Annotated in this window: 12 protein-coding genes; 5 read left to right on the top strand and 7 right to left on the bottom strand. The window is 58.7% G+C overall.

Translation table 11 applies throughout. From position 1 onward, the window contains the following. Positions 1 to 368: 368 nt before the first annotated feature. Complete coding sequence (locus KBY83_RS12185; protein ID WP_255019752.1) at positions 369 to 1,400, top strand: hypothetical protein; 1,032 nt, start codon at positions 369 to 371, stop codon at positions 1,398 to 1,400. Here KBY83_RS12185 and KBY83_RS12180 read toward each other — a convergent pair whose 3' ends face one another. The 6 genes from KBY83_RS12180 to KBY83_RS12155 form a co-directional block, all read right to left on the bottom strand. Then, positions 1,401 to 3,482: a DNA polymerase gene (locus KBY83_RS12180; RefSeq protein WP_255019751.1), complete on the bottom strand. Its 2,082-nt coding sequence runs from the start codon at positions 3,480 to 3,482 to the stop codon at positions 1,401 to 1,403. Positions 3,483 to 3,952: 470 nt separating this feature from the next. Next, positions 3,953 to 5,536: a DEAD/DEAH box helicase gene (locus tag KBY83_RS12175; protein WP_255019750.1), complete on the bottom strand. Its 1,584-nt coding sequence runs from the start codon at positions 5,534 to 5,536 to the stop codon at positions 3,953 to 3,955. Beyond that, entirely contained in the window at positions 5,536 to 5,817 is a 282-nt protein-coding gene (locus tag KBY83_RS12170) for a hypothetical protein (RefSeq protein ID WP_255019749.1), read from the bottom strand. Before KBY83_RS12170 ends, KBY83_RS12175 begins: the two co-directional genes overlap by 1 nt. Further along, positions 5,796 to 6,086 (bottom strand): hypothetical protein, encoded by a 291-nt coding sequence (locus KBY83_RS12165; RefSeq protein WP_255019748.1) that lies wholly within the window; start codon positions 6,084 to 6,086, stop codon positions 5,796 to 5,798. Before KBY83_RS12165 ends, KBY83_RS12170 begins: the two co-directional genes overlap by 22 nt. An 86-nt stretch (positions 6,087 to 6,172) precedes the next feature. Next, positions 6,173 to 7,132, bottom strand: coding sequence for a hypothetical protein (locus tag KBY83_RS12160; RefSeq protein WP_255019747.1), 960 nt, complete (start codon positions 7,130 to 7,132; stop codon positions 6,173 to 6,175). 128 nt (positions 7,133 to 7,260) lie between these two features. Next, positions 7,261 to 10,131, bottom strand: a complete 2,871-nt coding sequence (locus tag KBY83_RS12155) for a hypothetical protein (protein WP_255019746.1) — start codon at positions 10,129 to 10,131, stop codon at positions 7,261 to 7,263. A 42-nt stretch (positions 10,132 to 10,173) separates the two neighbouring features. On the opposite strand from KBY83_RS12155, the gene KBY83_RS12150 reads away from it, so the two are divergent. Further along, positions 10,174 to 10,299 (top strand): hypothetical protein, encoded by a 126-nt coding sequence (locus KBY83_RS12150; RefSeq protein WP_255019745.1) that lies wholly within the window; start codon positions 10,174 to 10,176, stop codon positions 10,297 to 10,299. A 626-nt stretch (positions 10,300 to 10,925) separates the two neighbouring features. On the opposite strand, the gene KBY83_RS12145 is transcribed toward KBY83_RS12150, so the two are convergent. After that, a complete protein-coding gene (locus KBY83_RS12145) occupies positions 10,926 to 11,237 on the bottom strand; it encodes a hypothetical protein (protein ID WP_255019744.1) in 312 nt (103 codons plus the stop codon). 225 nt (positions 11,238 to 11,462) lie between these two features. Between KBY83_RS12145 and KBY83_RS12140 the strand changes: the two genes are divergently transcribed. The 3 genes from KBY83_RS12140 to KBY83_RS15530 all read left to right on the top strand — a co-directional run bounded on the left by KBY83_RS12140 (position 11,463) and on the right by KBY83_RS15530 (position 13,970). Further along, complete coding sequence (locus tag KBY83_RS12140) at positions 11,463 to 11,699, top strand: hypothetical protein (RefSeq protein ID WP_255019743.1); 237 nt, start codon at positions 11,463 to 11,465, stop codon at positions 11,697 to 11,699. Between the two features lie 136 nt (positions 11,700 to 11,835). Next, positions 11,836 to 13,263 (top strand): hypothetical protein, encoded by a 1,428-nt coding sequence (locus KBY83_RS12135; RefSeq protein WP_255019742.1) that lies wholly within the window; start codon positions 11,836 to 11,838, stop codon positions 13,261 to 13,263. 293 nt (positions 13,264 to 13,556) lie between these two features. Then, positions 13,557 to 13,970, top strand: a complete 414-nt coding sequence (locus KBY83_RS15530; protein WP_396093955.1) for a sigma-70 family RNA polymerase sigma factor — start codon at positions 13,557 to 13,559, stop codon at positions 13,968 to 13,970. Positions 13,971 to 13,995 lie beyond the last annotated feature (25 nt).

Genomic DNA, 13,995 nt, shown 5'->3' with positions numbered 1-13,995 from the left:
TTGGAACTCAGGCAGCGAGAGGCCTTTCTGAAACTGGACGGCACTGCGCGACATGGGCTAACTGGTATATGCGTACCAGTCTATGCGACCAGTTCGCCCTGTGCGGAGTGAGCTGGGTAATCACGTTCTGGTTTGGTCAGCTTTTGGGCTGAATCTGGCCTCAAACACAGCGGCCATACCGGCAACTTTTTGGCGAGCACCACCAAAACTCCAGTCATACCAACAATATGAAGATCGCCACCTGGAACGTCAACTCGGTTGCGACAACACAGACCTCCGCGTGAGCACTGGCTCTAGGCCTCAAAAGCAGTGTCCCCCTTAACCCAGGGAGTCCCCGTAGATTCGCGTTGTTTAGCCATCAAATAGGCATGGCGGCACGGACGGTCTCTGTCATTTATTTAGGTCAGGGCCAATGGGCACACCTACGGACAACCCTCCCGCCCAAGCCGGGGAGCGGGCGGGCCCGCCCATACCAGCAGCGCATCGCCCTAGGCGTTAGCGCTGAAACCGCGGACGGCAGGCGCCGGATCAAAGCGCTGAAGGCACGGCTTGAGCAGCAAATCTTCTCGGGAACCTTTGATTGGGGCAACTGGAGCGAGGCCCACCGCCCCCAGTCCGCCAAGACCATCGCCGAGCTGGTGGCCGGGTTGGAGCAGCACCTGGCCGCAACCAAGTCGCTCGAGCCCTACACCTGGAAAAACGCCTACCAGCAGGTTTTTCGCTTGCGCTTCACTCAGCAGGATGAGCAGCTCACCGTTGAAAAGGTGATCGGGGCGCTGGCAGCCAGTGCGCGTGAAAGCTCGGTGCGCAAGCGAGACTTCACCGCCCTATCCGCCCTGGCGAAGTTTGCCGAGCTGGATGTTGACCTCACCCCCTACCGCTCCGGCTACAGCCGAAAGCATGTAAAGCCGCAAGACCTCCCAACCGACCAGCAGATCGTCGATCTAATCGATGAGCTTCCACAACTCCATCGCTGGGCTTGTGGAATGCTGGCCACCTATGGCCTGCGCCCCTCAGAGATTGCGGGTTTGGAGTTTGGCGAGAACGGCACCATCTACGTTGCTGCTGAGCGCAAGACCGGGCGGCGCCCAGCCAGACCCCTACCGCTCGATTGGTTTGATCGCTGGCAGTTAGCATCTCGGCCTGAGATCCCCTGGGATCTAACGAAGCCCACCAACGTGGCGCACACCTTGCGAGCATTTTTGCTGCGACGGGGGTGGATGTTCAAGCGTTATGCCTTCCGGCATTGCTTCGCCCGTCGCTGTGCTGAGCGTGGGATATCTGCCAGTGTGGCCGCTCGGATGATGGGCCACACTGCAGAGGAGCATGAGCTCACCTACAGGGCTTGGATTGGTGAGTCTGAGTGGATGGAGATGTTTGACCAGCAAGCTGGTAGCTGATCACTTCTCAGCCCAAGTAGCGGCCACCTTGGCATCAGCGGTGATGGGTACGGCTACCACGATTTGGTTAGCAGCATCCACCATCACCCGCTCCACCACAGTCTTTGCAAGTTCTGCACCATCAGTAGGACCTTCAGCGAGAAGCTCGTCGTGGATGCTATTGACCAAATACCAGTCAACCAAACCAGCCGCATCAAATGCCTTACGCAACCTTCCCATAGCCAGCTTTAGGCAATCGGCCCCTGTGCCCTGGGTTGGTGAATTACTGGCGGTCTGTGCTGTCATAGATCCATAGGCCAGGGTGCGTAGACGGCCTCCCAGTGTCCGAGTTTCATACGTCGGAGGGGCACCATCAGGATCATGCTCAAAGGCACGCTTTAGATCCCAAAGCTCTTTCTTGATCTGGCTGTGAAAATCAGCAATGCCGGTGTAAAGACGGAAGAACGCATCCCGCGCTTGCTCCGCCTCCGGTAATGTCATTTCAACATTAAATGCGGTTTTTGCATAATCTTTCAAGGTCTCTGCCCCGGCTGCATAAATAAGGCTGAAGTTGACCGCCTTACTAGCCTGCCTTTCGTCCTTAGTTACGGCCTCGATACTCTTGCCGGCTATAGCAGAACCCGTAAGCTTGTGCAGGTCAGTGCCCTCGTTAATGGCCTGGATCATGGTTGCATCACCCGATAAGGCGGCCATGATCAGCATTTCCACTGAGGTGTAGTCACAATCCACAAAGGCATTGCCTGTTTGTGGTTTCACGGCATCACGAATGCCAGCCTTTTTACTTGGATTTTGCGCGTTTGGTTTTTGCGAGGTAAGCCTTCCTGAGTCAGCACCGATCTGATCAAAGTTCGCGTGGATACGACCGGTGGCAGGGTTGATGGCCTTCTGATAGGTAATGAGCTGCTTGCACATAGTCTCCAGCTCTTTCCAGCGGAGATAGGTGAAAATCAGTTCTGGCGGATCGGCAAGGAGCTTTAGGACCTGCTGGTCGATGGAATCACCAGGTATTTCGATTCCCACTCGCCGGAAGAACTCACCAACCTGTTGCGAGCTGCTCAGGTTCACACTCGGGCGGCCGAGCAGATCACGTTGGATGCGCTGGCCGGTTTTCTCCAGCAGCAGAGCGCTGGCCTCATTCAGAAGCTGCGTGTAGGCCACCTTGGTCTCTTGCTGACGAGTGGCAAGGTTGCTTTCAAGCGTTAGCCGGTCCAGATACATCCCGATGTAGCTCAGCTCAGCGGTGGCATGGACACAACCGAACTCGATGCCAGTGACGTTTTTCAGGCCATGGCCCGTCTTTGGCTTGTCGCGCAGGATCAAGGCCAGCTGGCCGGGATAAACCGATCCATCCGGGCGGGTCATCCCATTGCGCAGCATCAAGGAAACCAGGGTGTCGGCTGCGGCATAACGAAGGGCCTCCGGGTCCCCGAGCTTGTCGGCCCAGCGGCGGCCCTCTTCGTGCTGCTCGTCCTTTGACACCCAAACGCCGAGCAGGGTGCCGGCGCACCACTGCAGGCTGGCAAATAGGGAGGGCTCATCCTCTTTGCCTGCATTGAGAATCCGGTGAGCTATCTGGGTGTCGAAGATCCGCTCCCTGGGGAACAGGCCCAGGGCCGCACAGAACTGCAAATCAAATTTCAGGTTGTGCCCAACCAGGATCGGGCGATCCGGTGACTCGAGGAATGCCTTCAAAGGCAGCAAGGCCTCGGGGCAGGGCTTGCGCACCATCGGGTTGATGGTTGGATCACCGGGCTGCCAGTCCCGGAGCCCGGGCACCAGGGCGGTTAGGTCGACGATCCAGGCGCTGCCATCTTCACAACCGAACTGGGCAATTACCGCATGATTGCGGTGAGGGCATAGCCCGGTGGTCTCGAGGTCAAAGCCGACCGCCTTCTCGTTGGCCAGGCTGCTGATCATGTGGTGCAGCCCGGCGGCGGTACGCACCATCACCGGATCACCTTTCAATAGGACATCCCGGGCGGCCGGTAGGTTCTGCGACCACTCCCCTTGGCTTTTCTTGGTGCCGCATAGACGGGTGCGGATCTGCTGCCGCTCCGCCTGGCCCATAGCGCCTTTGGCCATGCTCGTCTCTGGTTTGGGGTTACAAGTGTAGCGCCTCCCAAGCTGCTATTATTTGGGAGTCGGCCGCAAGGCCGTCTGGAGAATGGGTAGTGCTTTGGCTGCTCTCTCGGTTAGTCAGTCGGGGATCGGAGTGGGGACGCCTACTCCGGTCCCTTGGTTGTATTAGAGCCCAAGCTTTTTACGGAAATCCTGGCTTCGCTCGTGTTCGGCTTCAAAGCGCTCGATTAGCTCGGCAGAACTGATGCCGTAGTCCTGCGCTATCTGCTTGAGCATTAGCACTTGGAGGGTACGAACCTCTGTGGTGTCGCCATACTTTTTTCTGAACTCTCTAGCCTCGGTTGCATCAGCACCGGGGTAAGGCCAGCAACACCCTGAGAAAGGGTTGGGGCCGAAATCGTGGTCTTCAGGCATTGCTCTGATTGGCTTTGGTTTGGGGGGTGCCGGATTAAGGCTCCGGCGGGCCTTGTAATTCACAGCTCATTTATGTCCACGACCCGCTGCCACTGCAGGTTTGGGCCGAACTCCCGGTTCATTTCCGTAGCAATGAACGTGCTGCGGCCGTCGATCCCTCGCCGATCAGCCATCAGAGCTAGGTAGGTGGCGTAGCTGTTCATGGCCGCTGGAGTGGGATTGCGGAAGGTGCTGCCCACAAACCACGCCGCTAGGGGCTCACGGCCTGCTGCTTCTTTGAACCGATGCCACGCCCAGCCCGGCATCAGCCCACGCTGGAAAGCCGTTTTTCGCAGCTTGTGGAACTGAGCCCGGAGGCGCGACTCGGGGGGCTCTGTGGCCAGGGCGTCAGCCTGGCTGATCAGCTCCACCAGCGGGCCGGTATGGGCCAGGACGGCCTTACGGAAGTCATGCTCACAATGGGGACACAGCTGGGTGAAATTGGGCAGCACCGCAGCGCAGTCCGGGCATACCTTCACCGGGTTTCCCTCCCCTCCAGGCCCCATCGACTCCTGAGGCATTTGCCGGCGTAGATCGGCGGGGATGTCCTCGAGGCGGGGGTAGGGAAAGCGCAGGCAGTTGCCCGCCTGATCAAGAATCCAACCGCAGTCCTTTTCATCCCACGGCCGGGCGATCCTCCCGATCTGTTGGATATGTAGGGCCTGGCTCTTGGTGGGGCGCATCAGCAGGCCTACCTCCGCGGATGGGAGATCGAAGCCTGTGGCCAGTGCCATGCAACTGCTGAGCACCATTAGCTCCCGGTCGTGGAGCTGTTGATAGAGCTCAGCCCGGCGGGCGCGGGGCGTTTCACCAGTAACGGTGGCAGCTGGGATTCCTGCCGCGTTGAAGGTGGCGGCCACCGCCTCGGCATGTTCCACCGAGATAGTGAACGCCAGGGTGCGGCGCCCCGGGGTACGGCGCTGCCATTCACGAATGCTGGCCTCCACCACCTCCGGGCGGTTACAGGCATTCACCAGATCATCGGTAGCGAAGTCGCCGGCCAACGTGCGTACCTTCTTCAGGTCGACGCTGGCCTCCGGCAGCACGAAGTAGCGCATGGGGGAAAGGAACCCCATTTCCTGCAGAGCAGCCGGCGCCGGTGCATTCACCTGGGCGGTGTACTGGTCAAACCCCTGCTTCTTAGACATTCGCCAGGGGCTGGCCGTGAGCCCGAGGTAACGGGCCTTCGGTAGGACCTCTCTGGTCTTACGGGCGCAGTTGCTGAAGTCACTAATGTGCGCCTCGTCAAGGACGCACAGCCCCCAGTGGCGACGCTGCCACCAGTCGCGGCGGATCAGGGTCTGCTGGCTGGCGATCTGGACTGGGCGGTCCCGGTGCTCTGGTGTCCCCCCGCGGATGATTCCGATTTCATCCTCAGGGATGCCCATACGGGTGAAGGCACTGAGGGTCTGCTCCGCCAGGGTGTCCAGGGTGATCTGGAACATCACCGGCAGCCCTGCTTCCCAGAAGTCTTTGACCAGACGGGTAGCGACTGCGGTTTTGCCGGAGCCGGTGCCAGCGATAAGCAGCACCGATTTATGGCCGGCCTCAAAGCGATCCAGCACCTGCTCAACGCAAGTTTCTTGATACGGGCGAAGTTCCATTAGGCCAACCCGCGCTGGTAGGTGCAGCGGGCGACCTCTCGCCTAGCGACAAGGCAGCAGTCCTCTTCCGGGTAACCCTCACGCCTGACGACGATCGGCGCTTCAGGATCGTGCTGGTACTCGTCATAAAGGGCGTAACCAAAACCTTTCCAACCGGTTAGCGCCAGTCGGACTTTGCAACGGAGGCGATCGCCTTTCTTGATCAGCGTGGGCATCGTGTTTTTCTCTGGTTTGAAGGTCCCCGCGGAGGGGGCGGTGGTCAGTTCGAGCGGGAGTTCCACAGGGCGTGAAACAGCGCGGACTCGGCCTCTACCTGACTTGTCAACGAACATCCGCCTTCGTGGAAGGTGAACTGCTCAGGAAAATCGGGGTTCTCGCCGCGCTTGAGCACTACCCACCCGTAGTCCGCATCGATGGGATCTCGAGTGATAATCCCCGCCAAGTCCCGGTGGCTGAACCAGCCGAGCTCTTCGTTGACGCCAGGAGAGCGAATGGCATCGAAACGCTCGTCAAACGCTTCGCGGGTAAGGCTTACAGGTGTAGCTGTCATGGTTTGTTCTCTGATTTGAAAGTGCAAAAAGCGGGCCCCCGAAGGGGGCCACAGGTTGCCGTGTTGGCTTCAGTTGTTTGAACTGATCAGAACTCGGCGGTAACAGGGACGGGCTGCTCCTCGGCCACTAGGGCCTGGACCCGGGCGGCACCAGCCCGCGCCTTAGCGGCAGGCTTCAGGACCTCCACCTTCTTCGAGCGCAAGGTGCAAGAAACGTAGTAGGTGCCAGGTTTTCCTTTGATTTCTTCTTTGTCGAAGAGCACCAGGAACACCTGACGGCCCTTGGCCTGCAGTGCGGGTACGTCGAGGCCCATTTTCAAGAGGGCATCGATATCGCGCCTCGACTTAACTTCAGTTGGTACGCCGTTGACATCCACCAACAGCACAAAAAAGCTGTTGCCGTTCTCGAGCTTGATCTGCTTGACCTCGGTAACCAGATACTCGCCGACTTCCAGATCGCCCATCGAGATGGCCTTGCCGCCACCACCACCGGTGCCGGAGGGTTCGATCACATCGATCAGCCGATCTTCATCGCGGGCATCCTCGATTTGCTCGAGGTTGGCGTCACGCAACATCCGCACGGCGACCTTGAACCGATCGCCTGTTTCAGCGTCCTTCAGGGATGCCTTCCACAGGCTGATCTCCCGACCGTCGCTGGTCTTGATCGGTTCACGCTCAAGGTCGCCCTTGAGCTCACCCACTTGGAAAGTCTTGCCGCTGAGCTCAACCGGGGTCTTGGTGTCACCAATGACGAGCACAGCACCGCCGTCGCCATCACGGGCAATGCGAGGCATTGCAGCGTTTTTGGGAGCACCGTTTTCGATCAGCACGGCGACGGCCCCGGGGGCCTTGCTGCCGTCTTCCACGAACAGGTCAACGCCGACACGCTCGGCAATCGTGAGGATGCTGGTAATAGCGGCAGTGGCGTTATCGGTGAAATCACCCTCGCCGTAGGCATCGGCAACCTCGTCGACAACCTCAAGGAGGTCGGCGGCGTTGTAGCTCGCCCATTTGCCGTCGGTTGCGCCCACTGGTAGCGCAGCCATCTTCAGCGCGTCCACAAGGCCGCGTTGGTCAAATAAATGAACAGGCATGAGTCTCTGACTGGTTTGTAGGCGGGCCTTAGCGATCTAAATGATCTGGCCCGCGCTCAGTATAGCGTGATAAGTCTGGCTTAGACGAGTTGCGCCGCAAAAGTCAGCAGGCTTTTTGGGAATGCGTTGCGGGTGCCGTCCTCGAGCTCCACCACAAACTTGGGGATGCCCCGCTCCATCAGGTAATCGACAACGACCCCAGCTTTCCGGCGGTCATAGGTATTGGTGACGCGGGTGCCCAGCGGTAGGAGCTCCTGCATCCGCACGAGCTGCTCATCGGGGATGGGTTCCCGCGGGGGCACCGGATTGGTGACAGGTGCAACCTTGACGGCGTTGTAGGCCGGGCTGTTCCGCCTGGTGCGATCTAACCAACCAAACTCGGCTTCTAGCCAGGGGTCGCTATCGATCCAACGGGCAACATCGGCGCTACGCACACCGAGCTCAGTTGCTACCTGGTGGTGGGTAGGCCGGGGGTTGCCACCTCGAGCCAAGCGCTTGATAACCGCTTGAACGGTGCCGACCTCCAAGCCAACGGGGCTAAAGAGGTCCACGACCTCATCAGCCCTGACGATCTCTACTTCCCACCGCGGGTGGCAGAAGTCACTGATCCAATGAACATTGAGCACCTCACCGGGCCGGCGTACACCCCGCAGACGGTGTATGGCTTGATCTAATTCAGCTTCGATCAGCTTGCGGTAGTAGTTGCGGAAGCCGTAGTGAGTCGATTCCCAGCTACTTTCGATGAATAGCCCCCCACCTTCATTACGACTAGCTGATTGGCTCCAGAACCGACGGTGAAAAGTACCTGTGTCCTCGAGTTCAATATCCACCCCATAGAGCAGGCAATAACGGTTCAGGGCGGACACCAGGTTGGTGCCAGGTGCGCCGATGATTACCAGGTCTTTTGCTTTAGCAGCTGAATTGGAGCCCCTACTGGTAGAAAGCCAGGTGAGGGGTTTCCGAGCCTTAGCTACTTTGGTGCGTTTGATATCAACCACGGGGGTATTCTTCGTGATGGCCCCGGTAGCTTTTAGTTCATCCAACAGGATATTGGCCTGTTTTTCTTGCACGGGCTTCCTTGTAAAGCCCATGCGACCAAGGCCAACATATTGCGTGATGCAGATTTCAGCCTGTTCGGCCGGGGCACGTTCCTCAATTACCTCAATGTGCTCACCCAGCCAACCCTCTAGCTCAGTGACAGCACCGGTGCCATCAAAAAAGACTACCTGCCGCACGGCTGGGTGATGGAGAGCCTCGATAAAGCGATCATTAGGGCGCATCAGAAACAGCTGCTCTCCTTCGATCCAGATACGGCCGCGGCCGAACATTGCTTCAAGCAATGGGGTGCACCATGCACCCACCATGGTGGTTTTACTGCTCAATAGTGTTTCTTCAAGAAGGGTTATTTCCATAGCATCCGCTACATCCACCTCACCTTGACGCAGCTTGCTATCGATCAAGGCCATTACCTTGTAATGGGGGATAGAAACCTCCCGATTAGCGGCCAGCATGGCCACCGCCAGGGCATCTAGAACCTTTAGAAAACTGGTATTGATGCGCAGGCGGTTTTCGGGTTGACCAAACTCCATACAGTGTTCCACCAGGTCATCAAGACTCACGATGGTGGTCTGAACCCAGGGCATAGCGGCAGACTCATCAATCATTAGGACAACACCGGGCTGCTGCTTTTCAGGATTTACCCAGGCCTTACCCTTGGCGTCACAGAAGGTAGTGAAGTCCAAGCCTTCAGGCTCGGTAACGTAAGCCGACTCCTTGAGAACAGCTTTTTTATCGTATTTATACCAACCAGCCGTAGCATTACATTCATGCTTAGCTTCGCAAAGGTCACATATGCTAGAGACATTCATGAACATTCCTTTAGAGAAAAGGTATTCGACATCACTCCCCATAGCGCAGTTTGCTTCCATGACGAGTTCATCATCGGGTGTCTCATCTGTAGCTCTAACTAGCCGATCTGAACCATTAAAGGTACGGCCCTGATCTTTACCTCTTAACACTGCCACGCCGAACTCTCGGCCTACGTCCAGGGCACGGCGAGCCACCATCACGATCTGGGCACCACCAAAGGCCTTTGGGTCTGCATGGGTGATGTCCCAGCTTTTACCGGACCCCGGTGCACTGCGATCGAGCACGAAGCGGACGCCTTGCTTCTGGAGTGATTGCAATACCTCTAGCCGCTTGCCTTGAGCAAACTGATAACCCTCACGATCCGGCGGGGTGATCTCCAGTGTGGGGAGCGCTTCTGCACCGCTAACCCAATGAACACCCATCTTTGGATTGGCGAATGTCCGGCGGGGGGCTTTGCCGGTGGTATCGGTCACCAGGTTGTAAAACTGATCCGGGGTGATGCGCTCTACCTGACCGCCATCTTCTGCGCGGACGATCAGACGCTCATCAATATCCAGCCCGGTTTCTTTATGGATCTGTCCCCACCAACCAAAGCGAACGGTGAAGCCATGGGCCCTCAGGAAAGCGGCTGTCGCTAACAGGTTGGTTGGCATGTCGGCGAGGTTCACCACGTCACCGGCGTCAGGCATCAGGAGCACCAGCCGTTCATCCTGGGTAGACGGCATGATCCGGCCGAGCACCCGCAAAAGCTGCTGGCCGCTGGTGGTGAACCTGGCCCCGGGGACGCCAACGGTGGGCACCCCGTATTGCGCGGAAGTCAACGCCGCCTTCAGTGCACCATCAACTGCCCAGACCTCACTGGAGGCTTTATCGGTCCCCCCCTGAAAGACCGGCCACTCGCCCTCCTCACCAAGCCCGATCTTGTGGATGGGGCCTGAAATCCACTTGTATTTGCCGCCATCACCCGGCCGGTCTGGAGCTACCTGGTAGCCAACGATCTGGCCGGCGTCATTGCGGGCGGGGATTAGCAGGCCGGCAGGGCCAACGTATTGACCATCCTCGAGAAACCCAGGGCCCTGCACCCCAGGGAATCGCCGCCCCTGATCGATTGAGCGGAAGCCCTGTTGCTCGAGGTCTGCAACCTGACGACCGGTAAGGCCACGCTGCTCAATCAGGTTGCGGCGGTGGGCGTCGCTGAGCTCAAGCTGTTTGCTCAGGTTTGCATGAAAGGCGGCCCGGGCTGCTTCTGATAGGCCAGCCTCCTTTACCGGGCTAGGAGCCTGCTCAGGTTTTCCCTTCTGGTGTTGACGGGCAGGGAGCTCGAGGGTTTCACCCCATTCCGCGATGGAGTCTCCCCGGATCAGCGATTGGGGGGCCCACAGACCTCCCATTTGACTGCCAAGGTTGCGGATAAAAATCCAACCAGCAGCACCATCCGCCGACGCACGAGCGTGGAAGCAGTCGATGAGACCATCGACGCGTTCCGCACAGCTGCTGCTGCATTTACGGCAAACGGGGCATGGTGCGGAGGCGCTGTAGCGGTGACGGATCGGGACAGACCCCATCAGCCCTCGCGCCAAGCGTTTTGGCAGCGGGGGTGGACCCTGGCGTTAAGGTTGAGCCAGGTCATCAGGGGAGTTGCCTCAGGCAGCTGCGATCCTGGATGTCCTGCTCTGTGGGGGCCTTTCGAGGTTCCCTCTCTGGTTTGACAGAGAACCCCGTGGCGCTGTTAGTTGCCGCGGGGTTTTTGGCGTATGGGGTTTGGGTTTTCACAGGCCCTGCTCTGGTTTGGGTTAAGCCGACGACTTGATAAAGCGGCAGCGCAAAGTAGCCGGCCCATGGGCCAGCGTCGAGCACCGTAAGTCGCGGTTGAGGCTTAGTCGGCGTCGACCTTGGCTTCGTCACCAGTCCTACCAACCATGGTCTGCTCGTAGGCAGCGACGAAGGTGCTCCAGTCCACGTCCAAGAGGGTCAGTAGGCGATTCGTCAGGGTCAAGGGCAACGAAGGCTGGGTGCGGCCGCTGACGATGCCACGGAGGGTGGAGTCGGCCATTGGGATTGCACCAGCGATGTCAGCGGTCTGCATCCGCACGCGACGGAAGAGGCCACGGAAAGTGGTGCCGGTCGCGGCGACTGTCTTGGGGTCAAGCTTCGCCAGCTTTTGGTCCCGCACTTGCTTTAGGCGCATGGCGTAAAGCTGGGAGACGACTTTTAAGGCCCCGGGGTTATCGAGAGCAGCCTGCGAGCGGGTGGCCGGCATAGACGTCGATCCTGGTTTAGATCAGAAGTATAGCGTCACTACGCTAACCGTCACCTCCATCCCCGTAAGGGGCAGTGACTCCGTCGGGTCCCGCTAGGATCTTTAGGTCACACTTCCGGCGTCGCCGGAGTGACAGCAAACCGGAGTAGAGCCATGCCAAGAGATGTCGAAACCTTCCTCAGCGTTGAAGCCACGGCTGAACGACTAGCGATCAGTCGTTCAGTGGCCTACCGAATGGTGGATCGCGGGCGAAGCGGGCAGGACGGGGGCTGGCCCGCGGGAACGTGGCTGATAACCACCCCAGGCCAAGAGAGGCAGCTTGTACGCGTCCGCTGGGAGCGCTTGCTGAATCACCTCGAAAAGGAGAGCATCCCGACCCCGGTGTTTTGAACACCGTTGCCCCCTATCAGGAGCTAGCTAAATCTGTTTCCCTAGGGCTTGAAAACCAGGACGGGCCCTAGCTAGGAGTGGTCGCCTTAAACAGCCGCTCGGCTGCCAGACTTTAAGCGCCGTCTTTAGTGCCAGGGTGTCCATACAGCAAACCAGACCCCTGAGCACCCTCGAAACACTTTTGGCCGGGGCACTCCCCTCAGTAGGCGCTGCCCCGGATACCCCCGCAGCGGCAACGGCAATCGCTGGAAAGTTGGCCGCCACCGTTGATCGCGCCAAGGGTGGACCCGTCACCAGGGCATTCGAGAAGCTCCTCCCCCCGCAGGATCGATACCAGGCCAATGGCATCGTCGCTGGCACCTTCACCGGCGATACCCTCACCACCCTCGACGGTGAAGCATTCCCGGCTACCCCAGCCCCTGTCCTTCGTAAGTGGCTGGCCAAGCACCCTGAGGCCTGCGAGCGGCCTGCACGGTGGATCGTTTACCCACGCACCCTTGACGGTGGATTGGCCTTCTATGTGCTCGGCCAGCGGCAGACCATGGCCGGTGAGACAGAAGCCCAGCTCAATCGACAGATCGATCGCTTCACCATCACCGGCACCCTGCTCAATAGCCGCGGCCAGCGCAAGCAAACGTGCATCCGCATCTGCCGTAACGCCCCAACACCTAAAGGACAGAAACGGCATCCCGACTGGTCGCAACGACTGTTGTTCCTTGCTGGTCTGCCCCCCGCTCCTACCAAAACCTGGTGGAACACGGACGTTCGTATCCAGGTCCAGCGGATCGGCCGCGAACTGAAAATCCTGGCCCTAGAGAAAGTCGGCACGGCTGCCACCCACCAGGAGATCCCCCTAGGTAACGGTGTCCTCCCCTGGCCATGGAAGCCAAGCAGTCAGACCATCTGGCGCCTCTGCCAACGAGAGGGCCTGGCTGCCTTCACCCCATGGCCCTGCAGTGATGACGAGGCCGATGGCTTTATCCGTCATTACCTGGCCGTGATCGATTCCCTGTTAACGGACATCGCCCCAGCAGCCCTGGGCCGGCAGGCCGGACGCGTCGACCCGGATAAGCGCAAAGAACTGACGAGCATCGGCCAACGCCACATGGACCTGCTCCGCCAATGGCTGGCACGCACAAATCAGTTCTTGAAGGGCCTCGAACCCACTGAACGCCAAGGCATAACCGCAGCGCATCAGCTCAAGCAACGACTGGTTGCTGCGATGGTGGTCGACCTCGACGGGGTGCTTCAAATCGAGGGCACGGGCCTCGAGCGCCGCTTCTGGTTTCAAGAGTGGCCGGTGCGTGGTCACGCTGCCCGCGTACTAATAACCAACCTCCCCATTACTCAAATCAAACTCCCGGTTACACCGACGCCCCCCGTAGAACCTGAAGTAGCAGCACCGCCAGCTGCCAAAAAGAAGCGCACGGTGAAGCCAAAGACCACAGATGAAGTGATTGATCAACTCTTTGCCCAGGCCGCGGCAGCACGATGGCCCCATCAACTACTACACCTACGGGTTACAGCGGCTATCGACCAGTTCCTAACGAATGAACTCCGTTAGACTTTCGGCGTCAGCAAATGCTCTTTGTGACTTTCACACTCACAGAATCCAACCCCTTCGAGCGGGCCACGGTGAATGCAACTCGAGCGGTACAGATGACTGGGAACGAACCAGAGAAGGCCAAAGCTAAGTTCTTATTTGCACAGCACAGGGGGGCGCCAGATTTGCTCCTAGCACCCGATTAAAGGTCCTTATTCCCTTCGCCCGCCGTTAATCTATACAGCTGAGTGGATGACACCCAAGAGCGCCACTAGATAATTCAAGATAATTGCTTCTTAAACCAGAGATCCACAATGAGCGATATCGTAAACGCCATGCTCCAGGCGGCGGGTAGGCATCCCATCCCAACCAAGGCGGAACAGCTCCACCTCGGCACTTTGATCCAAGCGGGCCGTCAACCTGATGCCTCGCCTGGACAGAAACGAGCCGGCGCTCGCGCTCACAAGCGCCTGGTAGAAGGAAACATGCGCTTAGCGATCAACATCGCTAAGTCCTTCAGGCGTCGATCATCTGGCACTGCACTGGATTTTGCTGATCTGATTCAAGAGTCAGCATTAGGCCTTAACTTAGCTGCCAATAAGTTCGACCCAAGCCGGGGATATAGCTTCAGCCCGATGGCGACCTGGTGGTGCCGCCAAGCGCTCGCACGCGCAATAGTTACCCAGGGTCAAACGATCCGCACATCCCTCAGCATCAAGTGGAAGTGATCCGTCGCTGGAGATACCACCCTAC

This window comes from Cyanobium sp. WKJ7-Wakatipu, assembly GCF_024345355.1.
GTDB lineage: Bacteria > Cyanobacteriota > Cyanobacteriia > PCC-6307 > Cyanobiaceae > Cyanobium_A > Cyanobium_A usitatum.
The sequence above is the reverse complement of the archived record's forward strand: the minus strand, read 5'-3'. Positions and strand labels throughout refer to the sequence as shown.